Source organism: Streptomyces sp. NPDC050508, assembly GCF_040655155.1.
Taxonomy (GTDB): Bacteria; Actinomycetota; Actinomycetes; order Streptomycetales; family Streptomycetaceae; genus Streptomyces.
The window spans coordinates 192,982-217,476 of the sequence record NZ_JBFAJJ010000010.1; the positions used below are offsets into that span (position 1 = coordinate 192,982).

Annotated in this window: 21 protein-coding genes; 16 read left to right on the forward strand and 5 right to left on the reverse strand. The window is 71.7% G+C overall.

Going from position 1 to position 24,495, the window contains the following annotated elements:
• Positions 1–32: 32 nt before the first annotated feature.
• The 4 genes from cysC to AB0I69_RS28050 all read left to right on the forward strand — a co-directional run bounded on the left by cysC (position 33) and on the right by AB0I69_RS28050 (position 3,518).
• Positions 33–599 carry an adenylyl-sulfate kinase gene (gene cysC, locus AB0I69_RS28035; RefSeq protein WP_363098472.1) on the forward strand — a complete coding sequence of 189 codons (567 nt, stop codon included), beginning with the start codon at positions 33–35 and terminating at the stop codon, positions 597–599.
• Entirely contained in the window at positions 596–1,543 is a 948-nt protein-coding gene (gene cysD / locus AB0I69_RS28040; RefSeq protein WP_363098473.1) for a sulfate adenylyltransferase subunit CysD, read from the forward strand. The genes cysC and cysD overlap by 4 nt, the downstream gene beginning before the upstream one ends.
• A gap of 2 nt (positions 1,544–1,545) precedes the next feature.
• Entirely contained in the window at positions 1,546–2,874 is a 1,329-nt protein-coding gene (locus AB0I69_RS28045) for a GTP-binding protein (protein WP_363098474.1), read from the forward strand.
• A 104-nt stretch (positions 2,875–2,978) separates the two neighbouring features.
• Positions 2,979–3,518, forward strand: a complete 540-nt coding sequence (locus AB0I69_RS28050; RefSeq protein WP_363098475.1) for a hypothetical protein — start codon at positions 2,979–2,981, stop codon at positions 3,516–3,518.
• Here the strand turns inward: AB0I69_RS28050 and AB0I69_RS28055 are convergent.
• On the reverse strand, positions 3,502–4,164 hold the full coding sequence (locus AB0I69_RS28055) for a response regulator transcription factor (protein ID WP_363098476.1): 663 nt from the start codon (positions 4,162–4,164) through the stop codon (positions 3,502–3,504). The genes AB0I69_RS28050 and AB0I69_RS28055 overlap by 17 nt on opposite strands.
• Before the next feature lie 173 nt (positions 4,165–4,337).
• On the opposite strand from AB0I69_RS28055, the gene AB0I69_RS28060 reads away from it, so the two are divergent.
• Together AB0I69_RS28060 and AB0I69_RS28065 are read left to right on the forward strand one after the other, a co-directional pair.
• Positions 4,338–4,712: a hypothetical protein gene (locus tag AB0I69_RS28060; protein WP_363098477.1), complete on the forward strand. Its 375-nt coding sequence runs from the start codon at positions 4,338–4,340 to the stop codon at positions 4,710–4,712.
• Positions 4,713–4,954: 242 nt separating this feature from the next.
• A complete protein-coding gene (locus AB0I69_RS28065) occupies positions 4,955–7,972 on the forward strand; it encodes a BTAD domain-containing putative transcriptional regulator (protein WP_363098478.1) in 3,018 nt (1,005 codons plus the stop codon).
• Positions 7,973–8,088: 116 nt separating this feature from the next.
• On the opposite strand, the gene AB0I69_RS28070 is transcribed toward AB0I69_RS28065, so the two are convergent.
• Entirely contained in the window at positions 8,089–8,241 is a 153-nt protein-coding gene (locus AB0I69_RS28070; RefSeq protein WP_363098479.1) for a hypothetical protein, read from the reverse strand.
• A gap of 155 nt (positions 8,242–8,396) precedes the next feature.
• Here AB0I69_RS28070 and AB0I69_RS28075 point away from each other — a divergent pair, with 155 nt between their 5' ends.
• Complete coding sequence (locus tag AB0I69_RS28075) at positions 8,397–9,887, forward strand: FAD/NAD(P)-binding protein (protein ID WP_363098480.1); 1,491 nt, start codon at positions 8,397–8,399, stop codon at positions 9,885–9,887.
• A 79-nt stretch (positions 9,888–9,966) separates the two neighbouring features.
• Here AB0I69_RS28075 and AB0I69_RS28080 read toward each other — a convergent pair whose 3' ends face one another.
• A complete protein-coding gene (locus tag AB0I69_RS28080; RefSeq protein WP_363098481.1) occupies positions 9,967–10,164 on the reverse strand; it encodes a hypothetical protein in 198 nt (65 codons plus the stop codon).
• A 141-nt stretch (positions 10,165–10,305) separates the two neighbouring features.
• Here AB0I69_RS28080 and AB0I69_RS28085 point away from each other — a divergent pair, with 141 nt between their 5' ends.
• Entirely contained in the window at positions 10,306–10,494 is a 189-nt protein-coding gene (locus AB0I69_RS28085) for a hypothetical protein (RefSeq protein WP_363098482.1), read from the forward strand.
• Positions 10,495–10,716: 222 nt separating this feature from the next.
• Here the strand turns inward: AB0I69_RS28085 and AB0I69_RS28090 are convergent, their stop codons facing one another.
• Positions 10,717–11,256, reverse strand: coding sequence for a hypothetical protein (locus AB0I69_RS28090; RefSeq protein ID WP_363098483.1), 540 nt, complete (start codon positions 11,254–11,256; stop codon positions 10,717–10,719).
• 94 nt (positions 11,257–11,350) lie between these two features.
• Positions 11,351–12,166 carry an SAM-dependent methyltransferase gene (locus tag AB0I69_RS28095; protein ID WP_363098484.1) on the reverse strand — a complete coding sequence of 272 codons (816 nt, stop codon included), beginning with the start codon at positions 12,164–12,166 and terminating at the stop codon, positions 11,351–11,353.
• Between the two features lie 335 nt (positions 12,167–12,501).
• On the opposite strand from AB0I69_RS28095, the gene AB0I69_RS28100 reads away from it, so the two are divergent.
• The 8 genes from AB0I69_RS28100 (at position 12,502) to AB0I69_RS28135 (ending at position 24,471) form a co-directional block, all read left to right on the forward strand.
• A complete protein-coding gene (locus AB0I69_RS28100; RefSeq protein ID WP_362985638.1) occupies positions 12,502–12,774 on the forward strand; it encodes a type II toxin-antitoxin system prevent-host-death family antitoxin in 273 nt (90 codons plus the stop codon).
• Complete coding sequence (locus tag AB0I69_RS28105; RefSeq protein WP_359613855.1) at positions 12,771–13,034, forward strand: Txe/YoeB family addiction module toxin; 264 nt, start codon at positions 12,771–12,773, stop codon at positions 13,032–13,034. The genes AB0I69_RS28100 and AB0I69_RS28105 overlap by 4 nt, the downstream gene beginning before the upstream one ends.
• 302 nt (positions 13,035–13,336) lie before the next feature.
• A complete protein-coding gene (locus AB0I69_RS28110) occupies positions 13,337–14,932 on the forward strand; it encodes a TIGR02677 family protein (protein WP_363098485.1) in 1,596 nt (531 codons plus the stop codon).
• Positions 14,929–16,158, forward strand: coding sequence for a TIGR02678 family protein (locus AB0I69_RS28115; RefSeq protein WP_363098486.1), 1,230 nt, complete (start codon positions 14,929–14,931; stop codon positions 16,156–16,158). Before AB0I69_RS28110 ends, AB0I69_RS28115 begins: the two co-directional genes overlap by 4 nt.
• Positions 16,155–20,318, forward strand: a complete 4,164-nt coding sequence (locus AB0I69_RS28120; RefSeq protein WP_363098487.1) for a TIGR02680 family protein — start codon at positions 16,155–16,157, stop codon at positions 20,316–20,318. Before AB0I69_RS28115 ends, AB0I69_RS28120 begins: the two co-directional genes overlap by 4 nt.
• A gap of 115 nt (positions 20,319–20,433) precedes the next feature.
• Positions 20,434–21,690, forward strand: coding sequence for a TIGR02679 family protein (locus AB0I69_RS28125; protein ID WP_363098488.1), 1,257 nt, complete (start codon positions 20,434–20,436; stop codon positions 21,688–21,690).
• Between the two features lie 580 nt (positions 21,691–22,270).
• Complete coding sequence (locus tag AB0I69_RS28130) at positions 22,271–23,158, forward strand: replication-relaxation family protein (RefSeq protein WP_363098489.1); 888 nt, start codon at positions 22,271–22,273, stop codon at positions 23,156–23,158.
• 1,184 nt (positions 23,159–24,342) lie between these two features.
• A complete protein-coding gene (locus AB0I69_RS28135; protein WP_363098490.1) occupies positions 24,343–24,471 on the forward strand; it encodes a DUF6408 family protein in 129 nt (42 codons plus the stop codon).
• Positions 24,472–24,495 lie beyond the last annotated feature (24 nt).

Below are 24,495 nucleotides of genomic sequence, written 5' to 3' on the forward strand. Positions count from 1 at the left end.
CCCGCCCCACACCCGAAACGGAGAACCAGCGCATGCCGAAAACAGCCCCCCGCCCACCGACCACGCCCCGGCAGGAAGGAGCCACCGTCTGGCTGACCGGCCTCCCCAGCTCGGGCAAGACCACCGTCGCCACCGCACTGGAGAAACACCTCGCCGGCCGCCGCGTCCAGATCCTGGACGGTGACGAACTGCGCCCGGTCCTCTCCCCCGGCCTCGGCTTCTCCCGGCAGGACCGCCACGCCAACGTGCAGCGCGTCGGCCTGGTCGCCGACCTGCTCTCCCGGCACGGCGTCCTCACCCTGGTCCCGGTCATCGCGCCGTACGCGGACGCCCGGACGGCGGTGCGTGAGCGCCATGAGCGCAGCGGCACCCCCTATGTGGAGGTCCATGTCGCCGCGCCGGTGGAGGTCTGCGCCGGACGGGACGTCAAGGGCCTGTACGCCGGGCAGCGCGCCGGCGAGGTACGCGGCCTTACGGGGGTCGACGACCCGTACGAGGTGCCCGAGGCGCCCGACCTCGTGCTGGACACCCACCGGCAGAGCGTCGACGAGTCCGTCGCCGCGCTGTGCGGCCTGCTCACGGAGAGGGGTCTGATATGACGACGACCGTCGCGGCGCGGCAGCGGGCCGGGGAGGCCGACGCGGTGGAGCCGCTGTCCCATCTGGACGTCCTGGAGGCGGAGTCGGCGCACATCCTGCGCGAGGTGGCCGGGGAGTTCCGGCGGCCGGTGCTGCTGTTCTCCGGCGGCAAGGACTCCATCGTCATGCTGCACCTGGCCCGCAAGGCGTTCTGGCCCGCCCGGCCGCCGCTCACGCTGCTGCACGTGGACACCGGCCACAACTTCCCCGAGGTGCTGGAGTACCGGGACCGTGCGGTGGCCGCGTCGGGTCTCGGACTGGTCGTCGCGTCGGTGGAGGAGTACCTGGCGTCAGGGCGGCTGCGCGAGCGCGCGGACGGCGTCCGCAACCAGCTCCAGACCGTGCCCCTGCTGGACGCCATCGCCGCGGGCGGGTTCGACGCCGTGTTCGGCGGGGCCCGCCGCGACGAGGAGAAGGCCCGCGCCAAGGAGCGGGTGTTCAGCCTGCGGGACGAGTTCGGCCAGTGGGACCCGCGCCGGCAGCGCCCGGAGCTGTGGCAGCTGTACAACGGCCGGCAGGCACCGGGCGAGCACCACCGGGTGTTCCCGCTGTCGAACTGGACCGAGTTGGACATCTGGCAGTACATCGAGCGGGAGGGCGTGGAGCTGCCGGGCATCTACTTCGCCCATGAGCGGGAGGTGTTCCGCCGGGACGGGATGTGGCTGACGGCGGGCGCGTGGGGCGGCGACCCGGCACCGGGCGAGCGGGCCGAACGGCGGCTGGTGCGCTACCGGACGGTGGGCGACATGTCGTGCACCGGCGCGGTGGAGTCGGCCGCCCGGACGGTCGCCGAGGTGGTCGCCGAGGTGGCGCTCAGCCGGATCACCGAACGAGGAGCGACCCGCGCCGACGACCGTGCGTCCGAGGCTGCCATGGAAGACCGCAAACGCGAGGGGTATTTCTAGCCATGACCGTGCCCCAGATCATGACCGTGAACCAGACCCTGCCCGTCCAGCCGGCCGAGCTGCTCCGCTTCGCCACCGCAGGTTCCGTGGACGACGGCAAGTCCACCCTGGTGGGGCGGCTGCTCCACGACTCGAAGTCGGTCTTCACCGACCAGCTGGAGGCCGTCGAGCGCGCCTCCCGGCAGTCCGGACGGCCGCTCACCGACCTCGCGCTGCTGACCGACGGCCTGCGGGCCGAACGGGAACAGGGCATCACCATCGACGTGGCCCACCGCTACTTCGCCACCCCGAAGCGGCGCTTCATCCTCGCCGACACCCCCGGGCATGTGCAGTACACCCGGAACATGGTCACCGGCGCGTCGACGGCGGACCTCGCCGTGGTCCTCGTGGACGGCCGCCACGGAGTGGTGGAGCAGACCCGCCGCCACACCGCCATCGCCGCGCTGCTGCGGGTGCCGCACATCGTGCTGGCCGTCAACAAGATGGACCTGGTGGGCTGTTCGGAGGAGGTCTTCGCCTCCGTCGCGCGGACGTTCGCCGCGTACGCCGCAGGCCTCGGCGCGGCGCGCGTGACGTCGATCCCGGTGTCCGCGCTGTCGGGCGACAACGTCGTACGGCCGTCCACCCGCATGGACTGGTACGCGGGCCCGACCCTGCTGGAGCAGCTGGAGACCGCGCAGGTCGGCTCGGCGGAGCCCGCGCCCGAGGTCCGGCTGCCGGTGCAGTACGTGATCCGTCCGCAGTCCGCCGAGTACGCCGACTACCGGGGCTACGCCGGGCAGCTGGCCTCCGGGGTGTTGCGGGTCGGCGACGCGGTGACCGTCTTCCCCTCGGGTACGACCACGACGGTGGCCGCTATCGACGTGCTCGGCCGGAGCTGCGAGACGGCACGGGCCCCGCAGTCGGTGACGGTCCGGCTGGCGGACGCCGTCGACGTCTCCCGCGGCGACGTCATCGGTGCCGGGCCCGCGCCCGTGGTGACCCGGGAGGTCGAGGCGGTCCTCTGCCATCTCGCCGAACGGCCGCTGCGGGCGGGCGACCGGGTCCTGCTCAAGCAGGCCACTCGTACCGTGCGGGCGATCGTCACGGACATCGACGACCTGATCGACATCGGCACGCTGGAGCGGCTCCCCGCGCCGGACGGGCTGCGGCTCAACGAGATCGGCCGGGCGCGGCTGCGGACCACCGAGCCGGTGGCGCTGGACCCGTACGCGGACAACCGGCGTACGGGTTCGTTCATCCTGATCGATCCGGTGGACGGGGGCACGCTCACGGCGGGAATAGTGCAGGGCCCCGACCACGCCGGACAGACCTGGCCGGGTCGGACGTAGCAGGAGCCGGGCACCGGCCGAGTGCGCCGCCCCACCCCGCCGGCGCGCCCCGTCCGCCGGTCGCACCGCATCGCATCGCCGCATTCCCACCCCTGGAGGAACCCATGGAACGAGCACTTGTCCACGACGTGGCGCTGGAGTTCGACCTGGAGCGGATCTCGGTCACCGGTCCGGCCGGCGGGCAGGCGCGCGTCTTCCGCGCCCTCGCGGACGCGGGCGTCACGACCGACATGGTGTTCCAGCGGCTGCTGGACGCCTCCGGGCTCATGGAGCTGTCGTTCACCGTGGCGGGCGCGCAGGCCGACCGGGCGCTCGCGGCACTGCGCGGCCTCGGCCCGCACCCCGGCGTCCCACACCTCACCGGCTCGCGCCCCGGCGTCCCCTCCGTCCGGCGGGACGCGCCGGCCGCGAAGGTCTCGCTGCTGGGTACGGGCCTGCGCTGCGACGCGCGGGTGGCCGCCTCGTTCTACGAGGCGGTGTCCCGCGTCGACGGCGACTACTGGCTGGCGTCGCCTTCGGCCACCGGGATCTGCGCGGTCGTACGGGAGTCGGACGCCGTCAGGTGCGCACGGGCGGTGCGCGCGCAGTTCGGGCTGCTGCCCGGGGAGGCCGTGGCGGCCGGCCTGCTCACGTCGGACGCATGAGACCGGCGCGGTAGGCGAACGAGACGAGCTGGGCGCGGTCCTTCAGCTCCAGCTTGTTGCGCAGCCGGTAGACATGGGTGCGCACGGTTGCTATGCCGATCGAGAGCTGCCGGGCGACCTGGTCGGTGGACCGGCCCTCCGCGAACAGCAGCAGTACTTCGCGCTCCTTGGGCGTCAGGGTGCCGACGAACGGCTGGAGCCGTTCCTCCGGCTCGTGCTCGCGGCGGCAGTACCAGTCGATGAGCCGCTTGGTGACCTGCGGCGCGAGCATCGCCTGGCCGCGGGCCGCCGCGTACACGGCGGCGGTGAACTCCTCGCCGCTGCTGTCCGGGGAAAGGATGCCGCTGGCCCCGGCATGCAGGGTCTCGGCGATGGTCTCGCTGCTGTCGTCCATGGTGAAGACGATGGAGCGGACCGGGTCGGCGAGGGTCTCCTCCCGTACCCGTCTGATCATCTCCAGGCCGGGGATGCCGCGCAGGGTGAGTCCGGTGATGACCACGTCCGGGCGGCGCTGGCGGACCAGGGTGACCGCGTGCATCCCGCTGTCGGTGGTCCCGACGACCTCGATGTCCGGCTTCGCCGACAGCAGCGCGCGGATACCGTCCCGCATGACCGGCATCTGATCGCAGATCAGCACACTCGTCACCCTTTGCTCCCCTCGTGGTCGGCGGCGTGGCCGTCAGCCGCCAACCGCATTTCTAGGCCCGGGGGGTACTGGAGGGTTCCCGTTCCGGTCCCGGGCCGGGAACAGGCCGGGAACGGGCCGGGAGCGGCGGGCGCGATTCTCCTCGCGTCTGTCGCACTCCGGAGGAGGAACCCGTGAACCAGCCCACACACGCGGACGACGAGGCGGGCGGCCGCGCGCCGCGCCGGCCGCTGGGAGAGGTGTCCGCCATAGAGGCGCTGGCCGCTTTCTCCGGACGCGGTGAGCTCGCGGCCCGCGACCACGCGGACGAGCGCCCGCAGGGGCCGGAGTTCAGGGTCGAGACCATGACGAGCAACGGTATGCACCAGGTGGTCGGCATCACCCACTCCCGGGACACGCCGCCCGCGGAGCCGGAGCAGGCTACGCTGCGGTCGGCGGTGATGGCGCTGCTGGATCTGGCGGGGCACGAGTCGGGGCCGGCGCGTACGACGGTCGTGCTCACCGCGCGAGGCCCTCACATCGTGGGGTGCGAACTCCACGGCCCCTGACGGCGGATGTGCCCCCGGGCAGCTTTTTCGTGCATGTACAGAACAAACTCTCCTCTGCGGGGAGTGGACCCGGCGGCCATCGCGAACGACCCTTCAGACAGCCCTGTTGCCGATCAATCGCCTGGTGGGAGGCCCTGTCCGAGCCCGCCCACAGGCCGCGCGGTCCAGTACCGCCCGCTGCCGAACCGACTTATGATCACCGAACAGTTGTCAAAATCGTGTGGGTTTCGAGCGGGGGGCTCATGTCGTCGGGTGATGAGACACGGCTGCGTTTCAACGTCCTGGGCCCGCTGGAGGCCTGGGAGAACGGGACCCGCCTGCGGCTCGGCGGCTCGATCCAGGAACGGGTCCTCGTCTCGCTGCTGCTGGAGGCCGGCAAGGTGCTGCCGGTGTCCCGCCTGGTGGCCGCGACCTGGTCCGAGGACCCCCCGACCACCGCCTTCCACCAGGTCCGCAAGGCCGTAGCCGACCTGCGCCGCAGGATCGTGGGCGGCAGCGACACCCTCGTCACCGACGGCCCCGGCTACCGGGCGGTGGTCGGCGAGACGCAGCTCGACCTGAGCGAGTTCGACGCCCGGGTACGCCAGGCGAAGGCCGCGACCGCCGAGGGACGGCTCGCCGAAGCCGTACACGGCTATCGCGGCGCACTCGCCCTCTGGCGCGGCCCGGTCCTCTCCGGTTCGGGCGGGCCGGTGATCGAGGCCGCCGCGACCGCGCTGGAGGAACGCCGGCTGGCCGCCGCCGAGCAGTTCTTCGAGCTGCGCCTGCGCCTGGGCGAGATCTCCGAACTCGTCCCGGACCTGCGCGAGTTGATCACCCAGCACCCGCTGCGCGAGCCCCTGCGCGGCCAGCTGATGCTCGCCCTGTACCGCTCGGGCCGCCAAGCCGAGGCGCTGGAGGAGTACGGCCGGGTACGCGAACTCCTCGTCGAGGAACTGGGCATCGACCCGGGCCCGCAACTTGCCAAGGTGTACGAGGGCATCCTGCGCGAGAGCCCCGAACTCGCCGCACCGCACCCCCAGCCCCCGGCCGCCCCCGCCCCGCCCCCGCCGGCCGAGGCACCGTGCACCCTGCCCTACGACCTGGCGGACTTCACCGGCCGCGAACGGGAGTCGCAGTCCCTGCTGCAGTTCGCGAAGGAGGCGGACGCGCACGGCACCGGGGTCGTGGGGATCGACGGCATGGGCGGCTGCGGCAAGACCTCCCTGGCCGTGCGCACCGCCCACCGGCTGGCCGCCGCCTACCCGGACGGACAGCTCCACATCGACCTGCGCGGCTACGCCCCCGGTGAGCAGCCCGTCGGCGCCGGGACCGCGCTCGACGTCCTGCTGCGCGCGCTCGGTGTGCCTGCCGGCCAGATCCCGGAGGAGACGGCCGGCCGTACCGCGCTGTGGCGGTCGGTGCTCGCCGGCAAGAAACTGCTGCTGCTGCTCGACAACGCGGCCGACGCGGCGACCGTACGGCCGCTGCTGCCCACCTCCCCCGGCTGTCTGGTGCTGATCACCAGTCGGGCCCGGCTGGTCGACCTGGACGGGATGGAGTGGATATCGATCGATGTCATGGCCCCCGAGGAGAGCGCCACGCTGGTCGCCGAGACGATCGGCGCGCATCGCGTCGTCGCGGAACCGGAGGCCGCCGAGGAACTCGCCCGGCTCTGCGGCCACCTCCCGCTCGCCCTGCGCATAGCGACGGCCCGGCTGCGCAACCGCCCGCGCTGGACGGTGCGTTACCTGGCCGACCGGCTGCGCGACGAGACCCGCCGGCTGGACGAGCTGAGCCTGGGCGAGCGCAGTGTCGCCGCCACCCTCAGGCTGTCGTACCAGACGTTGAACGAGGAGTGCCGCACCGCGTTCCGCATCCTGGCGCTGCACCCCGGCGGGGACATCGACGTGCACTCGGCGGCGGCACTGTTGGACATGGCGGGCACCTGGGAGGCGGAGGAGATCCTGGAACTGCTGCTGGACGTCCATCTGCTCCAGCAGCCGGAGATCGGCCTGTACACCTTCCACGACCTGGTGCGCAGCTTCGCCCACAGTCTCTGGGGACCGGACGCGACCGAGGAGTCGGCGGCGGTCGAACGGCTGCTGGACTACTACATGACGGCCACCGAGAAGGCCTGCGGACTGCTGTTCCCCGGCCGCGCCGCCCGCCCCACGGGTCTGCGCGCATCCGCCCTGCCCGCACCGGACCTCCACGACACCGCGCAGGCCCAGGCCTGGTTCACCCGCGAGCACACCGCCCTGGTGTCGGCCGTGTCGCTGGCCGAGCGCAGCGGCTACGACCGCCACACCGTGTGCCTGGCCCGCAATGTCGCCTTCCTCGTCAACGGGCGCGGCTATCTGGACGAGTTCGCCGAGCTGAGCAACACCGCGGTCACCGCGGCCCGCCGCCTCGGCGACCTCGAACTCCTCGGGGTCAGCCTGTCCAACCTGGGCGTCGCATGCTGGAAACTCGGCCGCCTGGAGTACGGCATCGAGGTCGCCCAGGAGGGCCGCGACGTCGCCGTACTCCTGGGCGACCGGCACACCGAGGCCCACAGCGAGAGCACCCTCGGCCTCTACAAGAGCCTGCTCGGGCAGTTCCCGCAGGCGCTGTCCCACCTGGAGAACGCCGTCGCCCTCGAACGGGAACTGGGCTCGGCACGCGCGGAGGCCGAGAGCCTCACCATCCTCAGCGCGCTGTACGAACAGTGGGGCCGCTACCCCCAGGCGGCCGACTCGGCCCGCCGGGCCATCGACCTCATCCGGCAACTGAGCCAGCACGAGAGCGAGTTGGTCGCCCTCACCGACCTGGCCCTCGCCCACACCGGCATGGGCGAGTACACCGCCGCCGACGCCTGCCTGGCCCAGGCGCGCGCCCTGTGCGACGCGAGCATGGAGCCCGGCCAGGTCGCGATGACCCTGGCCCTCTCCGCCGACGTCGCCGACCGCCTCGGCCGCGGCGCCCAGGCCAGCGAGTACGCCGGCACGGCCCTGTCCCGCATCCGGTCGAGCTCCTCGCCGCTGCGACAGGCCAAGGTGAAGAACCTCGTCGGCCGGTTCCTGCTCCGGCGGCGCGAGCACACCGAGGCGCTGGCTCTGCACGAGCACGCCCACAAACTGGCGTCGGCGGTGGGGTACCGCTCGGAGGAGGCTTACGCGCTGCTGGGGATGGCCGAGGCGACGGAGCCTCTGCGTACGGCGGCGTCGGCCGGGCATCGGCGGGCCGCCGAGGAGTTGTTCGCCGCGATGGGGGTGCCGGAGGAGCGGCGGCGGGGGTGAGGCTTGGGTGCCGCCGGGGCTGAGTCCGGTCGGCCCTCGCATTTGGTGGACGCCGCGGGGCCCCAGGGGGGTCCGGTTCCGGTGCTTCGGCATCCTGGCGACCAGAACCTCCGAGGTCACTCGTGGACGCTGGTCGGCCCCTTGTCCTCGGCGGACAGCCGGTACTGCCCCTGCGAGCCCGCCACGTGGCCCGACCCCGCAGCCGCGCCGGCGCCGAACGCCATGACCGCCGCCGCGATCCCTGTCAGTACGGCCAGCTTGAGTTTCATGTTCCCGCCCCTTGTGGTGATGTCCGGTCTCGACGTCACACATCGTGGGACGCCCCTTTCCCGGCGGGGTCCCGCCCCGTTCCCGGCCGCCGGGCACCCAACGGGAACACCCGCTGCGAGGATCGCCCGGAAGAACACCCGAACGGGAGGTGGACGTGCTCCGCACCTGCTACCACGCACCACTGAGACCGGCCGTGGTCGGCGCCGGCGCCTCAGGAACACTCATCGCGATCCACCTGCTGGAAACAGCAGTCCGCCAGGGAACCCCCCTGGACCTCACCTTGATCGACCCGGACGACGGGACGGGCCGGGGCGTCGCGTACGGCGCCCGGGATCCGCGTCACCTGCTCAATGTGCCGGCGGGGAGCATGAGTTGCTTTCCGGAGGATCCGGGCCATTTTGTGCGCTGGCTCGCCGGGGGCAGGGGCGCCGTAGCTGCCGGAGGCCGGCGTGGCACGGCCGGCAGAGGCGAGACCGCGGTAACCGCTGAAGGTGCGACCGCCGCCACCGCCGCCTCCTTCGCCCCCCGGAGCCTGTACGGCGACTACCTCGCCGACACCCTCAAAGCTTCAGCCGCTCGCGCCGGCGCCCTCCTGACACTCCGCCGCACCCACGCCCGCGCGACGGACTGTTCCTGGGCCGAAGGCCACGCCCGCCTCCGCCTGTCGGACGGCAGCGACGTGACCGCCGACCACGTGGTCCTGGCCACCGGATCCCCGCAGGGCAACTCCTCCTGGGCACCGGCGGCCCTACGGACGTCGCCGCGTTTCACGGCGGCCCCCTGGACCCCCGGCGCCCTGGAGCAACTCCGCGCGCTCGACGGGGACGTACTCCTCGTGGGCACCGGCCTCACCGCGATGGACATCGCCCTCTCCCTGGCCCGCCCCGGCCGCGTGATCCACGCCCTGTCCCGCAACGGACGCCTGCCCCAAGCCCACACGGCACCCCCGCTGCCACCGGTGGCACCGGTGGCACCCGACGAACGATGGACCGGCCTGCCGTTGCGCCGACTGCGCGCCGAAGTGCACGCCCACATCCGACGGGTGACCGCCACCCACGGCGACTGGCGACCGGCCCTGGACGGCCTGCGCCCGCTGACGAACTCGCTGTGGGCCACGCTTCCGGAGCCGGACCGGGCCGAATTCCTGCGCGGTTCCCTGTCGTTGTGGAACACCCACCGCCACCGCATGGCCCCCGAGACGGCGGAAGCGGTGTCCCGAATCCGGCGATCGGGACAGTTGAGCCTCCTCAAGGGCGAGGTCCTGGCCACCTCGCCCTCCCCCGGCGGCCTGACCGTCACCCTGGACGGCGCGCGTTCCCTCCGGTTGGCGGCCGTGGTGGACTGCACAGGCCCCGCCCTGCGCCTGCCGGACGGCCAGGACCCGTTGCTGGACAACATGCTGTCCTCGGGCCTGATCACCCGCGGCCCGCTGGGCCTGGGCCTGGCATGCACCACCGAGGGCCGGCTCATCTCCCTGAACGACCCCACTGGTTCCCTTCGTTCCCTGTGGACCCTGGGCCCGACCCGCCGGGGCGAACTGTGGGAGACCACGGCGATCCCGGAGATACGCCAGCAGGCGGCTGCGCTGGCGAGGACTTTGATGTCGAGGGCGACGGTGGGTGACCCCGGATGGGCCGCCAGGTAGGACGGACGTCACCTGGCAGGGACCTCCCTCACGGGGCGGCGATGATTACCCGGCGGAGCTTGGCGATCATGTCGGACAGCTACGGGTCGGCCTTGGCGGTGGACCAGGGCGCGTGTGTCGTAGCGCGGATGCCCGGTCCTCCTGCCTCGCCGGCGTCTCCTTCCGCACGGGAGATCCGACGGACCAGGGGAACCCGGACGAGCACGTTCACCTCGGTCCGTTCACCGCCATGGGCGCCGGCCGCCCCTACGCCGGTCGGCACGGGGGTCGGGATCATGGCCTTCCAACTGTCCCAGATCAGTCGACGGACTGATCAGCGACATGAGCTCCCACCTGGCGAAGTTCCTGACGGCACGTACGCAGCTCGCTGACTGATGCTCAGGCGGACCGACGAGACGGCCGCGACTCCCGGCCGCGCTTGGACGTACGACGACGTGTACGGCCCCCGGCACACCGTCACCTGCCCGTCCTGGTGCACGACGGACACGCCGACGACATGGACGGCACGCGCGACCCAGCCGACGTCCACCACGCCCTGTACGGGGCTGTGGCCTACGCCGAATACACCGCGGGTACCGACACCACGGCCAACGCCGAGGCTGCGTGATCCTGCCGAGCCACAACCACCTCCGATGCCGGCGACTCCAGCGCCATGGTGCGGCGGCTGTCACGAACGACCGGTTCAGCAAAGTCGCAGGTAACGGCAGACGAGTCGGGCTGTACGCCGGGGACTGTCACCGCAGCGCCGTGACCTGCACAAACGTGCAGGGAGTACGCTTGTGTGTCTGCCTTGATGGCTACGTAGGACGCGCCCCGAGGCCGTACGAGGTCACCAGGTGTGAGCCACGTCCACCACGAGATGGTTGGCCGTCTGGAAGACCCGGAACGGCAGCCGGGCGCGGACGCCCAGTCCGGCCTGGGTGTATCCCTCGGAGCCACCCGTGACCTTGAACTCCCGGAAGGTCCGGTACCCGGTGACATTGACGGACGGAAGCGGCGGGTAGGGCTGACCGGTCGCCGGGTCGTAGCGCGGGGAGAACAGCGAGATCTCCAGAATGGCTCCGCCCTTGATCGGAACCACGACGTCGCTCGGGTCCTGGTGCAGCACGTCGACGTAGCGGACCGTGTAGCCGATCGAGTCGGCCGCCGTGCCCTCGGCGTCGAAGACCAGCCGGTCGAAGCACTCGTGCTGTCCGGTCCGCACGTCGGTCAGTCGCCTGGAGGCGACGGAGTCACCGGTCTTGTCCAGGCTTCCCCACGTCACGGCACAGTCCACGGCCGTCGGCGCGGCCACCGCCGGAACCGTGCCGGCCAACAGGCCGCCGCCCGCCAGCATTGTTGCGGCCAGTGCAGTACCTATCCGTCGCATGACTACCCCCGGTAGCTCGCGTAGGTGTGTGTCTGTTCAGACCGGTGGCTTTCCGGAAGGTTGTGCGCCTCCTGCTGTTCTTCCTGTCCTGTCGTTACGGCTTACGCGCAAGTCCACCGTGCTCGGCGATGACCTCCGGGATGCCCGAACCGGGCTCCGGACGCCACTCCGTCACCGAGACGACGCCGGGCTCGACAAGCTCCAGGCCGTCGAAGAACGCGGTGATCTCATCGATGGCGCGCAGGTTGTACGGAACGGCGCCGCTGTTGTTGTAGGCGTCCTGGGCCTGCTCGAAGACAGGGTCGATGCCGCGCGACCCGTCGTTGATGGAGAGGAAACTGCCCGAGGGAAGGGCTTCCATCAGCCGGGTGACGATGGAACGGGCCTGATCGTAGTCGGCGACATGCCCAAGGATGTTGCTGAGGATGAGCGCGGTAGGACGACCGAAGTCCAGTGTCCTGGCGGCGACTTCGAGAATGCGGCCCGGGTCCGTCACGTCGGCGTCGATGTAGGCGGTCGCACCCTCCGCGGTGGAGTACAGCAGGGCGCGGGCGTGGGCGAGCACCATCGGATCGTTGTCGACGTAGACGATCCGCGCCTCGGGAGCGAGCCCCTGCGCGACCTGGTGGGTGTTCTGCGCGGTCGGGAGGCCGGTACCGACGTCCAGGAACTGCCGGATGCCCGCCTCGGAAACGAGATACGCGATGTTGCGACGCAGGAAGCCACGACTGGAGCGAGCGATGGTGACGATCCCGGGAAACACCTCGGTGTACGCGTCACCGGCCGCCTCGTCGACGGGGTAGTTGTCCTTGCCTCCGAGCCAGTAGTTCCAGATACGGGCGGAGTGCGGCACCGAAGTGTCGATCTTCTGCTGCTCAGCCGGCTCGGACGCCGGCACAGGGTCGCTCATGAGTCGTGTACGTCCTTCAACCGGGGCGGGGATCAACAGGGATCATTCGCGGCACATCCTACGACTCAACTCCCTTCTCCAGCACACCAGTTCATGTCCTCTAGTCCATGTCTTCCGACGGGTGTTCCGACCATGGGACGTGCCGAGTCGGGCTGTACATCGGGGATGGCTTGGATACCCGAGGGAGCACCCCCTGAGCTGCGCGGACGTTTCGCGGGACCAGAAGCCGCGCACATCACGTGCACACTGACCCGGAATCCACCTCTCCAACAGGTACGAATTCTCGTACCAGTCCGGTACGATATTAGGTACCGCTCCGCGAGAGGACGTACGCCATGAGTCTTACCGCCAGCGAGGCGCGCAAGGATCTTTTCCCCCTGATCAAGAAGGTCAACGACGACCACGCGCCGGTGCGGATTCACTCCAAGAACGGCGACGCGATCCTCATGTCGGCAGAGGACTACGACGCCTGGCAGGAGACCATCTACCTCCTGCGCTCACCGGCCAACGCCCGCCGCCTCATGGAAGCCGTCGCCCGCGACCGTGCGGGCCAGACAGGGGTCACCAAAACCCTGGAGGAACTCCAGGAACTGGCCGGTGACGAGTGAGGGACGTCAACTTCGACCCGGCCGCCTGGGACGACTTCCAGCACTGGCTTGCGACCGACCGCAAGATGGTGCGCCGCATCGTCCGCCTCATCGGCGAGATCCAGCGCGACCCCTTCAACGGCATCGGCAAGCCCGAACCGCTGAAGGGGGACCTCTCCGGCTACTGGTCGCGCCGCATCGACGACGAACACCGCCTCGTCTACCGAGCCGACGACAAGCAAGTCAAGATCCTCAAGGCTCGTTACCACTACACCGACTAGCCTGGCTCAGCCGAGTCGGCGAGCGCTTCTCGCCTCCACCCTGCAGCGGCACGCAGTTGCAGCCTCCTGCCGGCGACGCGGCGCTTTTTGTGATGCCCACAGTGAGAGCGACGGCTCACACAAGCCCTGGGTTCGGCAGGCCTACCGTGGCCAGGACACCCCATCACAGGCGACGGCTACAACATGGCCCACAAAGTACGGCCGACTACGCAAGCGGCGAGAGCCCGCCCCGGCGTGACCCTGCGCGAAGATCAGGCCACGATTGCCACAGCGAGGTGTCCGTCGGGGAGAATGCCTGAACGATGACGTCGACGCCTTCCGGAACGGCACGGGCCGGGTATACGCCCTTCGCTCACCTCACCGTGCCCAACGCCGCCCTCTACCGCCGGGTGATGGGAACGTTCCTGGCCGCCAAGGAGCGCTTCGCCGTTCACCTGCGGCCTGAGGACGTGGTCGCGGCGCTGCCGCCGGAACACCGGCCCGCCGACGTGGACACGGTGGTCAAGGCACTGGACAGCCTTGTCGACTGGGGCAATCTGCGGGCGGATCCGGACACTTCCCGGGTCACCGCGGTCGAGGACTTCTACCGCAAACGCTTCATCTACCAACTCACCCAGGCCGGCGAGGCAGCCGAACAGGCGCTGTCCGCGTACGACGAGGCACTGGGGCGGAGCGGTGCGCTGCAGGCGGTGGCCCTGCACGACATCGTCACCCAGCTGCGGGCTCTGCTGGTGATCGCCGCCGAGCAGGAGGAAGGCGAGCCGGACCCGGCCAAGGCGCATCTGGCGCTGTCCGCTCTGACGAGCCGGTTCGAGGCGTTGGCGGAGAACGCGCGGGCGTTCATGGGTTCCCTGCAGCGCACGATCGACCTGCACGGTGTGGAGGTCGATGTGTTCCTCGCCTACAAGGACCGACTGATCCAGTACCTGGAACGGTTCATCCAGGACCTGATCACCCTGGGCGGGCGGATCGCCCTGCTCATCGGCGAGTTGGAGGAGCAGGGGCGGGTCGGCGTGCTGTTGCGGCTGGCGGCGGTACGGGAGGCGGCCGACGCCGCCCCGGGCGAGGCCGAGAGCGCCGAGGCGCGCGCATACGAGCGGTGGGTGGGCAGGTGGTCGGGGCTGGCCGCCTGGTTCGTGTCGGCGGAGGGCCGTGAGTCGCAGGCCCGCCTGCTGCGCGGCCGCGCTCTGGGCGCCATCCCTCAACTGTTGGCAGTCGTACGGCAGTTGAACGAGCGGCGGGCCGGGCGCTCGGACCGCTCGGCGGACTTCCGCACCCTGGCCCGCTGGTTCGCCGAGGCGCCCGACGACGCGGCGCGGCACCGGCTGTGGCGTGCGGCGTTCGGGTTGTATCCCGCGCGTCACCTCACCGTCGACGCCGATACCCTCGACCGGCGCGCCGCCCGCCCGGTGGCCGCCTCCACCCCGTGGGCCGAGGCCGAGCCGCTGCGGATCAGCCCGCAACTGCGCCGCACCGGTAGCTACGAGCGGCGCGGCAGGACCCGCCGGGTGCAGGACCGGTCGGAGCAGCGCAAGCGCCTCGCCGAGATCGCCGCCCAGCAGGCGCAGGAGATCGCGGCCGCCCGCGCCGGCCTCGCGACGGACGGCACCACGAGGCTGTCCGCGCTCGGCGAGCTCGATCCGCTCGCCTTCGGCCTGTTGCTTCAGCTGCTCGGCGATGCCCTGGCCACCTGGCGCCCCGGCATGACGGCCACCGTCGCGACCAGTAACGACGGGACGATGGAGGTCCGGCTCACCGCTTTGACCGACGGTACGAGGGCGAAGATCCGCACCCCTGGCGGTACCTTCCGTGGCCCCGACCACCTGGTCGAGATCACCGATCTCACCCGAACCGGTCAGGTGCGCGCCGCCGGCCCTTCTGGCGGGGAGGGGTCATGACCACGCCCCTGGGCGAGGTGCTGGACGGCCGACGCACCGCCGAGTTCCACAAGGCCGCCCGCGCGCTGCTGAAGGAGCCGCTGCTGCTCGCGCACGGCCCGCACGCGGAGGAGTTCCGGCTGGTGCGCCGGCACGCCGGTGACCTGCGCGACTGGTTCGACCGCAACACCGGCTGGCCGCTTCGGGTGGACGCGGACGCGGCGCGGCTGGCCAGGGCACCCGGCACCCTGGCCGACCCCACCCATCCGGCCCGCGAGGTCTCCCACGCCCGCGCGCCGTTCACCCGCCGCCGCTATGTGCTGCTGTGCCTGGCGCTGGCAGCACTGGAGCGCGGCGAGGCGCAGATCGCGCTCGGCCGCCTCGCCGAGCAGGTGGTCCTGGACGCAGCTGATCCCCATCTGGCCGCCGCCGGGATCGAGTTCACGCTGGAGCGGCGCGAGGAGCGGCTGGATCTGGCGTCGGTGGTACGGCTGCTCATGCACTACGGCGTGCTGCGGCGGGTGGCCGGGGACGAGGAGGCCTACGTCAGCGGGGCGGGCGATGTGCTCTACGACGTCCAGCGTCGCGTCCTGGCCGGACTGCTCGCCGCCCGCCGCGGCCCGTCGATGATCACCGCCGACGGTTTCGAGGACCGCCTGACCGAGCTGACCTCCGAGAGCGCGCTGGACAGCGACGAACTGCGGTTCCGCGCCATCCGCCAACGGTTGACCCGGCGCCTGCTTGACGACCCGGTGCTGTACTACGCCGAGTTGGCCGACGAAGAGCTCGCCTATCTCACCCGTCAGCGCGCCTTCATCACCGCCCGGATCGCCGAACTGACCGGTCTGGTCGCGGAGGTGCGTGCCGAGGGCATCGCCATGGTCGACCCCCTGGACGACCTGACCGACGTACGGATGCCCGAGCAGGGCACCCAGGGACACGTCACCCTGCTGCTCGCCGAGCACCTCGCGACCGCCGACGGCGCGGTCAGCCGCGGCGAACTGGAGCGCCGGGTACGTGAGTTGACCACCGAACACGGCGGCTTCTGGTCCAAGAGCGCCAAACAGCCGGGCGCGGAAGCGGAGTTGGTCGACCATGCCCTGGCCAAGCTGACCTCGCTCGGCCTGGTCACCGTCGCGCAAGGCGGCGTCGCCCCGCTGCCGGCGCTGGCCCGGTACGCGGTCGGCGAGACCGTCGTACGGGATCCGGGAGTCCCCGCCCCTCGTACCTCTCAGCGAAAGGCATGACCGCCGTGACCGCCCTGCCCACCCCCGCGCCCGGCCGGTGGCGTCCGCTGCGGATCGGCCTGGTCGATCTCTTCTACTACGACACCGAGGAGTTCTGGTTCCGGGACGGACGGCTGCTGTTGCGTGGCAACAACGGCACCGGCAAGTCCAAGGTCCTCGCCCTCACCCTGCCCTTCCTCCTGGACGGCGACCTGTCCGCGCGCCGCGTGGAGCCCGACGCCGACCCCGGCAAGCGCATGGAGTGGAACCTGCTGCTGGGCGGGCAGCATCCGTACCCCGAGCGGCTCGGCTACACCTGGATCGAGTTCGGCCGCCACGACGAGGCCACCGGACAGGACCGCTTCCTCACCCTGGCCTGCGGGTTGAAAGCGGTGGCGGGGCGCGGCATCGCCCGTCACTGGTACGCCGTCACCGACCAGCGGATCGGACCGGAGCTCAGTCTGCTCGACGCCACCGGCACCGCGCTGTCGCGCGACCGGCTCGCGGAGGCTCTCGCCGGGCGCGGCATGGTGTACGACACGGCTACGGCGTACCGCAGGGCGGTGGACGAGGCGCTGTTCGGTCTGGGTGAGCGGCGGTATGCGGCCCTGGTGGACCTGCTCGTCCAGTTGCGCCAGCCGCAGCTGTCGAAGCGGCCCAATGAGACGGCTCTCTCGCGTGCGCTGACCGAGGCGCTGCCGCCCATGGACCAGGCGGTGATCGCCGATGTGGCCGAGGCGTTCCGGTCCTTGGACGAGGAGAAGGAGGAGCTGCGGGCGGCCACCGAGGCCGAGCGTGCCGCCTCCGCCTTCCTGGACCACTACCGCCGTTACGCCCGCGTCGCCACCCGCCGCCGTGCCCGGCTCCCCCGCCACGAGCACGCCCGCTACGAACAGCTGAACCGCGACCTCTCGCAGGCCCAGACCGAGCGGTCGCAGGCCGAGGAGGACAGGGAGCGGATCGCTGTGCGGCTCGCGCAGCTGGAGGAGAGTGCCGCGCGGCTGAAGGCGCAGGAGGCCGCGCTGCGTGAGGGCCCCGAGATGCGCAGCGCCCGGGAGTTGGAGCAGGCGGCCGCCGACGCCCGCCGCACTGCCGGGGAGCTTTCCCGCACCGAGGTGGACCGGGAGCAGGCCGCCCAGGCGCACACCCGCGCCCTGGGCCGCCTGGAGAGTGCGGGCAGACGGTTCGCGGCGGCCGAGGAGCAGGTCGCGGACACGCTCGCGCGCGAGCGGGAGGCGGCCTCGGTCGCCCGCCTCGACGGTGGCCTGCGCATCGAGGGCGCTCCGGAGGCCGAACTGCGGCGGGCGGCCGAGGAGTCGGTGGCGCGCAGGCGGCGCACGGTCGACCACGTGGAGGAGATGGCGTCGCGCGCCGAGGAGGCCGCCGCCGAGCGGCGCGCCGCCGCCCGTCGGCTGGACGAGGCGCAGACCGAGGCCGGCCACACCGCCGAGCGGCAGGCCCAGGCAGAGGCCGCCGCAGTCCGGGCGGGCCGGGAGCTGGTCGCCGCCGTACGCGAACACCTCGACGTGTGCGAGGAGTTGACCCCGCAGGACCCGGTGGGTCTGCTGGACGGTCTGCAGGACTGGGTCACGCATCTGCGAGGTCCCTCTCCCGCGCGGGTACACGCCGCCGACGCCCATCGTGCGCGGGCCGCGTACCTGGCCGACCGGGCGGCGGCTCTCGGCCAACGGCTGACGGAGCTGAACACCCGGCGCGCCGAGAGCGAGCGGGAGCTGGCCGACCTGGAGGCGGGCGGCCAGCGCGGTCCCACGGCACCGCACACACGTGCACCCGGCGTGCGTGAACAGACGCCAGGGGCGCCCCTGTGGCGGTTGGTGGACTTCCACGATCACGTCACCGCCGGTGAACGCGCGGGTCTGGAGGCGGCGTTGGAGGCCTCCGGGATCCTGGACGCCTGGGTGTGCCCGGACGGCACCGTCCTACACACGGACCTGCACGACGTCCTGCTGTCACCTGGGGCCCCGCTCACCGGGCCGGTGCTCGGCGACGTGCTACGCCCGGCCGTCGACCACGGCGATCCGCGCGCCGTGGCGGTGGGCGAGCAGACAGTGGCACGCCTTCTGGCCGCCGTGGGGCTCGGCTCCGGCGGCGACACGTGGGTGGCGGCGGACGGCCGTTTCCGTGTCGGAGCGCTGACCGGCAGCTGGTCGAAGCAGGCCGCCGTGTACGTGGGCGAGGGCGCCCGCGAGGAGGCGCGCCGGGCCCGGATCGCCACTCTTCGCAGCGAACTGGACGCCCTGGCAGGCCAGTTGAACGAGATGGAGGCCGAGCGGGCAACGGTGGCCCGACGCCGCCGCACGCTGGATGCCGAACTGGCCGCCGTTCCCGACGATGCCGCGCTGCGTCACGCGCACGCGCTGGCCGCGGCCGCCGCAGACGCCGCCCACCGGGCCCGCGCCCGCCAGGACGAACGCTCCGCGGAACTGGCCGCGGCGGCCGGGCGAGAGGCCGAGGCCGTCACCGAACTCACCGACACGGCAGCCGCCGTGAACCTGCCCGCCGACCGTCCGCAGCTGCTCGCCGTCCGCCAGGCACTGGCCGACTACACCGCCGTCCTGGCGGCCCTGTGGCCAGCCCTGCGCGAGCGCGCCGATGCCGGACGCGCGGTGGCCGACGAGCGAGCGGAAACCGAAGGGGCAGGCGCGCGGGTGGCCGAACTGGCCCTGCGCGCCGAGGAGTCGGCCCGTCTGGCGGCCGCCGCCGACGAACGGCACACCACCTTGCGTTCCACCGTCGGTGCCGCCGTCGCGGAGCTGGAGCGGCGCCTGGCCACCACCGCAGAGGCCCTGGTCACGTGCGACCGCGACCAGCGCCGCTCCCGCGAAGAGCACACCGCTGCCGACCGGCGCGTCGGCCATGCGGAGGGCCGTATCGAGCAGTTGGAGAAGGACGTGGACGAGGCCGCCGCCTCCCGCGCCGAAGCCATCGCCGCGCTCCAGCGGTTCGCGGCCACCGGACTGCTGGCCGTGGCGCTGCCCGAGTCGACCCTGCCCCCGCTGGACGGCGGACCGTGGGCGGCCACCCCGGCCGTCGCGCTCGCCCGCGCCATCGAGGCGCAGCTGTCGGGCCCGTCCGGCACCGACGACTCAGACGGCGCCTGGGAACGCGTCCAGAAACGGCTCAGCGAGGAGTACAAGAAACTCCAGGACGCCCTCTCCCGCAGCGGCCACACCGCCACCGCCCGCATGGTCGAGGACGGCATGGTCGTCGACATCGTCTACCAGGGCCGCCGACGCACCGTGCCCGACCTGGCCGCGGCCCTCTCCGCCGAGGTGACCGAACTGGCACACATCCTGTCCGCGCACGAACGCGAGATCCTCGAAACCCACCTGCTCACCGAGGTCGCAGGCACCCTCCAAGAGCTGATCGCCGCCGCCGAGCGGCAGGTGCGGGCCATGAACGCCGAACTGCTGGAGCGGCCCACATCCACCGGCATGAAACTGCGTCTGGTGTGGCGCTCCTCGCGCAAGGCGCCGACCGGACTGGCCCAGGCACGGGAGCGCCTGCGCCAGTCCGCGGACGCCTGGGCACCGGAGGACCGGGCTGCGGTCGGGGAGTTCCTGCAGGCCGAGATCGCCCGCCGGCAGTCCGACGACACGGCGGGCAGCTGGCTCGAGGTGCTCACCGCGGCGCTGGACTACCGGTCCTGGCACGAGTTCGGCATCGAGCGCCACCAGCATGGCGCCTGGGTTCCGGCCACCGGCCCCGCCTCCGGCGGCGAACGCGTCCTGGCCGTGTCCGTACCGCTGTTCGCCGCCGCCTCCTCGCACTACGCCACGGCCGCCCCCGACGCCCCGCGCCTGGTCACCCTGGACGAGGCGTTCGCGGGCGTGGACGACGACTCGCGGGCCAAGTGCCTGGGCCTGCTGCACGCCTTCGACCTGGACGTGGTGATGACCAGCGAACGCGAGTGGGCCTGCTACCCCCAGGTCCCCGGCATCGCCATCGCCCAGCTCTCCCGCGTCGACGAGATCGCCGCGGTCCTGGTGACCCGCTGGGAATGGGACGGCACCGATCGCGTACGGGGCAATGAACCGGACCACCGCCTGGCGACCCTCCCGGCTCAGACGACTTCCCCGGCTGCGGCTGCTGCGGTCGGCGCGGCGACACCCGTACCCGCCGAGGACACCGACTCCGGTCAGGACTCGCTGTGGGCATGAGCGGGCCCGGGCAGCCCGGGCCCCTCCCCACTCAGGCGGCTCCCCCGGCCGCCACGGTCGGCGCGGCAGCACCCGTGCCCACCGACGCCGACCCTGACCGGGACCCGCTGTGGGCATGAACAGGCCCGGGCTACCCGGCTCCCCCGACGAACCAGGCCCGCGCATCGACCTCGACCGCCTCGGCCGGCTGCTCGGCGACCCCGGCCTGGCCTGGCTGGTCGAGCGCGTCCGGCGCCGCATGGAGCGGGACGAGCCCCTCACCGGCCCGCTCACCCTGACCGGCCCCACCAGCGCCGAACGCGCCGCCTCCGAACGCCTGTTGGGCCGCGCCCCACGCGCCGGACGCTCACTGACCGTGCGCCTCGACGCGGTGGATGCCGTGCTGCGCCGCTCCGGCATCAGCCCCGACGGTCTCGCCGGCGCCGTGACCGCCCTCACCGGCCCCGTCGCCCGGCTCGCCGACGTACGCGAACAGGAGGCGAACGCCTGGCAGGAGGCATACGCCCCACTGGCCGCGCTGCGCCCCGAACTGGCCGAGTGGATCCACCAGTTGCGCAAGGACGGTCTCGTACGCCGCCTCGCCCGCACCCCGCAAGCGGCGAAGGTCCTGCTCACCGACGCCGCGACGGCCCTGCGGAGGCTGCCCGCCGACCCGGCGGTGTCCCTGCCCGCCTTCGCCGCCACCGCTCTCGGCGACGCTCACGCGCTCGACGACGGAACCCCGCTCGCCACGATCGTCCTCTCCGGCATCCGTGCCCTGACCGGCTTCCCCGACGGCAACGGAGCCGAATGGCGCCGTGAGGCCTGGGCCTCGGCCGGCCTGCTCAGAGACGCCCTCTCCTCCACCGTCCTCACCCTGGGCCTGCGCGGCACCCCGGCCCTCGACTGGATGACCGACGCGGGCGAACCGGCCGTCCTGACACTGCGCCAGCTCACCCACAACCCGCCGAGGACGGCGCCCAGTGTCGTATACGTCTGCGAGAACCCGACCGTCCTGGCCACCGCCGCAGACACCCACGGCCCCACCTGCCCACCCCTGGTCTGCCTCCAGGGCCAGCCCTCGGCCGCCGCCCTCACTCTGCTACGCCACCTCCACACCCACGGATCCACGCTCCGCTACCACGGCGACTTCGACTGGGGCGGCCTGCGGATCGCCGGTGCCCTGCTGCGCCGCATCCCCTGGCAGCCCTGGCACTACACCGCCGCCGACTACCGCACCGCGGCCGCCGCCACACCGTTGGCCCCACCCCTCATCGGCACACCGACCGACGCGGCGTGGGATCCCGCACTGGCCGTGGCGCTGAGCGAACTCGGGGTGCGCATCGAGGAGGAGACCGTGCTGGACATCCTTCTGGCCGACCTCACGGCTTGAGCTCGTCGTGCCGGGGGCACGTGGGGACATCGCTCGCCGACAGCGAGGTCATTCCGGCCGACCGTGGGCTCCTGAACCTTGTGTCAACGCGACATCCTCGTTCAAGCAACGGCTCTGGAGATCCCCTTTTCGTCCGCGTTCCACTCCCCAGGCCCTGGCAGTTCTGCTGGGTGTACGCCGTTCTTGCGGCGCCCTGGCGCGGAGGCTGCCGCCGACGCGCAACGTGAACAACGGCGCCCCCGATCCCCCGCAGGCACGCACCCGCCCGTTCGCCCGCCGTCCCCTGTTTTCCTTTGTTCGGGGGCGAGCGCGGGGGTGTGCAGAGGGGGATGTCGGGTTGCCGACCACGCCAACAAGTCCCTGGTGAACTGCGGATACGTCACCCTGGCGCGCAACGGAGTGGACAGGTGTCGGCGGGGATATCGACGCGGTTGTCAGCCCGGTCGGCGGCGGTGTTGTCGCATCGTGACCGTGGTCGGGCCGTCCTGGTCGCAGGTGTGGTCGGAGTTGGCCGCTGTCATGGCCGGTACGCGCGGCGCCGTACCGAACGGTGCCGCCCTGTACTGGGAGGGGGCCGGCGATGACGGACGTGGATGTGGGCAGTGGGGATCGGCTGGCGTTGGCGGTGCTGGTGCAGTACCGGATGGCCACCACCGAGCAGATGCACCGGGTGATCGCCCCGGGAGTGCGCAGCGAGCAGACCCGGCGCAGGCTGGCCAAGTTGCGCGAGGAGGGGCTGATCGATCGCATCACCCTGCCCAGGGCGGGGCGGCTACGGGTGTGGTTTCCCACCTCTTACGGTGTGCAGGTCGCATGCGAGTGGCCGGAGTTACGCGGGCGGCGGCCACCGAAAACAGTGTCTGATCCGACCGCCGCACGGCTGCGGGTCGGGCACACGCTGACGGTGACCGAGACCGCACTGGTCTTCCTGGAGCACGCCCGCCGCCGCGACGAACTGTGCCGACCGATGGACTGGATCCCCGAGGTCTACCACTCCATCGGGGGCGGCGAGGCCGTCATCCCCGACGCGCTCATGTACTACCGGCGCGGCCGTGAGGGCAGCGCCGGGCCGATGCTGCGGGCCTTCGTCGAGGTCGACCGGGCCACCATGGGCCCCGAACGCCTGGCCTCGAAACTCACCTCCTACGCCCGCCTCCACCGCTATGTCCCCACTCCCCCGGGACAGCGCCGACCGAGCATCGGACAGATGCCAGCACAGGAGGAATGGCGACAGCGCTACCCGCTCTTCCCCCGCGTCCTGTTCGTCCTGGACGGCACCGGCCCCGCCGGCGTCACCACCCGCATCAACGCCCTGCACACGGCCGCCAAAGACCCGGCGCTGGCCCTCTTCCTGCACACCGTCCCCGTCCTGGCCGCGGCGCTGGCAGACCTGCACACCAACGGACCCTCCGAGCCCGTGTGGCACCCCGTCCAGGACCCCGACCACACGGTCGCCTGGAGCTCGTAACCGCATGCGTAGACGGCCTTTGGCAGCCGCTGCGCATCACCCAATACACCTGTACAGCCACTGCGCAGAGCCCGACCGTGGGCCCGACCACGACCACGAACCGCGACCACGGCCCTGACCACAGCGTCGCGCAACCAACTGCAGACCGACCGCGCACGAGTTGCGCAGCACACCCGGACGGCTGCGCAGGCAGAGCACGCAGACGAATCGGAACCTGCGCACCGGCCGCCTACCTGCCGTGGTCGGGGTCATGGTCGCCCCAGGCCATAGCGCCGACCACACGTCTGCCACACCTGACGTGCCACCAAGTTCGTGGGTATTGCGCATCGTTGTACGAGCGATGCGCACCCGGCTCCACGACCGGCCAGGGACCTGCGCAGTCCGGGGTGAGGACACTGTCTGCGCACCACTTGCGCGGGCTTGCGCACCTGGGTCGTGCAGACCCGCACGACGCGCTGCGCAGGCGCCCTGTCCAGATGCGCACGGGATACGGATCCCGCTGCGCGGGCGTCAGCAGCTTCTGCAACTCCTCGTGTCGGGTTGCGTCGTAGCCTCACGGCCCGTTCGCGGATACACGCGGTGCCGCCAGGCGGACACATGCCATCGCTCACGCGATACGTACTGGCCGCGCATCTGGCGAACCTCGCGAGGTGATAGCCGTGCGGATGCGGGGCTTCCCTCGGGTGAGCACTACCTCGCGGTATTGACAGTCGTACCGGTGGTCGCAGTGGCGGCAGCAAACGCGGAGCGGCAGACGAGTCGGGCTGTACGCCGGGAGTGTCACCGCGGCGCTATGACCTGGGGAAACATGTAAGGAGGGTTCTTGTGTGGCTACCTTGACGGCTACGTAAGACGACAGAACCTCACCCTTCCCCTCAGGTGAAAATGCGCAAACTCCACACAGCCGATGTCATCGCGATCGACGCCTTCCCGTCCGGTGCCAAGGCGTCTGGCGCGTGGGCGGAGACACCACGGCGTCCAAAATCGATCTGCGCCAACTGGCCTGTGCACTAACCTGGTTACCGCTGCGCACCTTCCCGGAGGGTACGTCGGCGGTGTTTCAGGTGCCGGTCCTCGGCGATGAGCGGCGAGTGGTCTCCATCACGTGTCTCACGTGGTGTGACTGCGGATGCCCGGTAGGGCGATCCCTGCCATTCCCAGCTCACGCTCAGGAGTGGAAACCGATGAACCCCGTTGAGTACAAGCTTGCACGTCGTGACCGGATTCGTCAGATTCTGGTCGACGTCACGGTAGGAGTCATCACCAATCTGCTGGTGATGGCACTGACCGTGGTAGCGCGCCTGGTCTTCTGACCGGCAGGTGGCGGGCCCGGGAGC

Bases quoted from the DNA above. Each gene is read 5' to 3' on its own strand.
- AB0I69_RS28065 (WP_363098478.1), top strand. From the start codon at position 4,955: ATGTCGTCGGGTGATGAGACACGGCTGCGTTTCAACGTCCTGGGCCCG.
- AB0I69_RS28125 (WP_363098488.1), top strand. From the start codon at position 20,434: ATGAACAGGCCCGGGCTACCCGGCTCCCCCGACGAACCAGGCCCGCGC.
- AB0I69_RS28115 (WP_363098486.1), top strand. From the start codon at position 14,929: ATGACCACGCCCCTGGGCGAGGTGCTGGACGGCCGACGCACCGCCGAG.
- AB0I69_RS28130 (WP_363098489.1), top strand. From the start codon at position 22,271: ATGACGGACGTGGATGTGGGCAGTGGGGATCGGCTGGCGTTGGCGGTG.
- cysC (WP_363098472.1), top strand. From the start codon at position 33: ATGCCGAAAACAGCCCCCCGCCCACCGACCACGCCCCGGCAGGAAGGA.
- AB0I69_RS28050 (WP_363098475.1), top strand. From the start codon at position 2,979: ATGGAACGAGCACTTGTCCACGACGTGGCGCTGGAGTTCGACCTGGAG.
- cysD (WP_363098473.1), top strand. From the start codon at position 596: ATGACGACGACCGTCGCGGCGCGGCAGCGGGCCGGGGAGGCCGACGCG.
- AB0I69_RS28090 (WP_363098483.1), bottom strand. From the start codon at position 11,256: ATGCGACGGATAGGTACTGCACTGGCCGCAACAATGCTGGCGGGCGGC.
- AB0I69_RS28070 (WP_363098479.1), bottom strand. From the start codon at position 8,241: ATGAAACTCAAGCTGGCCGTACTGACAGGGATCGCGGCGGCGGTCATG.
- AB0I69_RS28110 (WP_363098485.1), top strand. From the start codon at position 13,337: ATGACGTCGACGCCTTCCGGAACGGCACGGGCCGGGTATACGCCCTTC.
- AB0I69_RS28045 (WP_363098474.1), top strand. From the start codon at position 1,546: ATGACCGTGCCCCAGATCATGACCGTGAACCAGACCCTGCCCGTCCAG.
- AB0I69_RS28120 (WP_363098487.1), top strand. From the start codon at position 16,155: ATGACCGCCGTGACCGCCCTGCCCACCCCCGCGCCCGGCCGGTGGCGT.
- AB0I69_RS28135 (WP_363098490.1), top strand. From the start codon at position 24,343: ATGAACCCCGTTGAGTACAAGCTTGCACGTCGTGACCGGATTCGTCAG.
- AB0I69_RS28100 (WP_362985638.1), top strand. From the start codon at position 12,502: ATGAGTCTTACCGCCAGCGAGGCGCGCAAGGATCTTTTCCCCCTGATC.
- AB0I69_RS28080 (WP_363098481.1), bottom strand. From the start codon at position 10,164: ATGATCCCGACCCCCGTGCCGACCGGCGTAGGGGCGGCCGGCGCCCAT.
- AB0I69_RS28095 (WP_363098484.1), bottom strand. From the start codon at position 12,166: ATGAGCGACCCTGTGCCGGCGTCCGAGCCGGCTGAGCAGCAGAAGATC.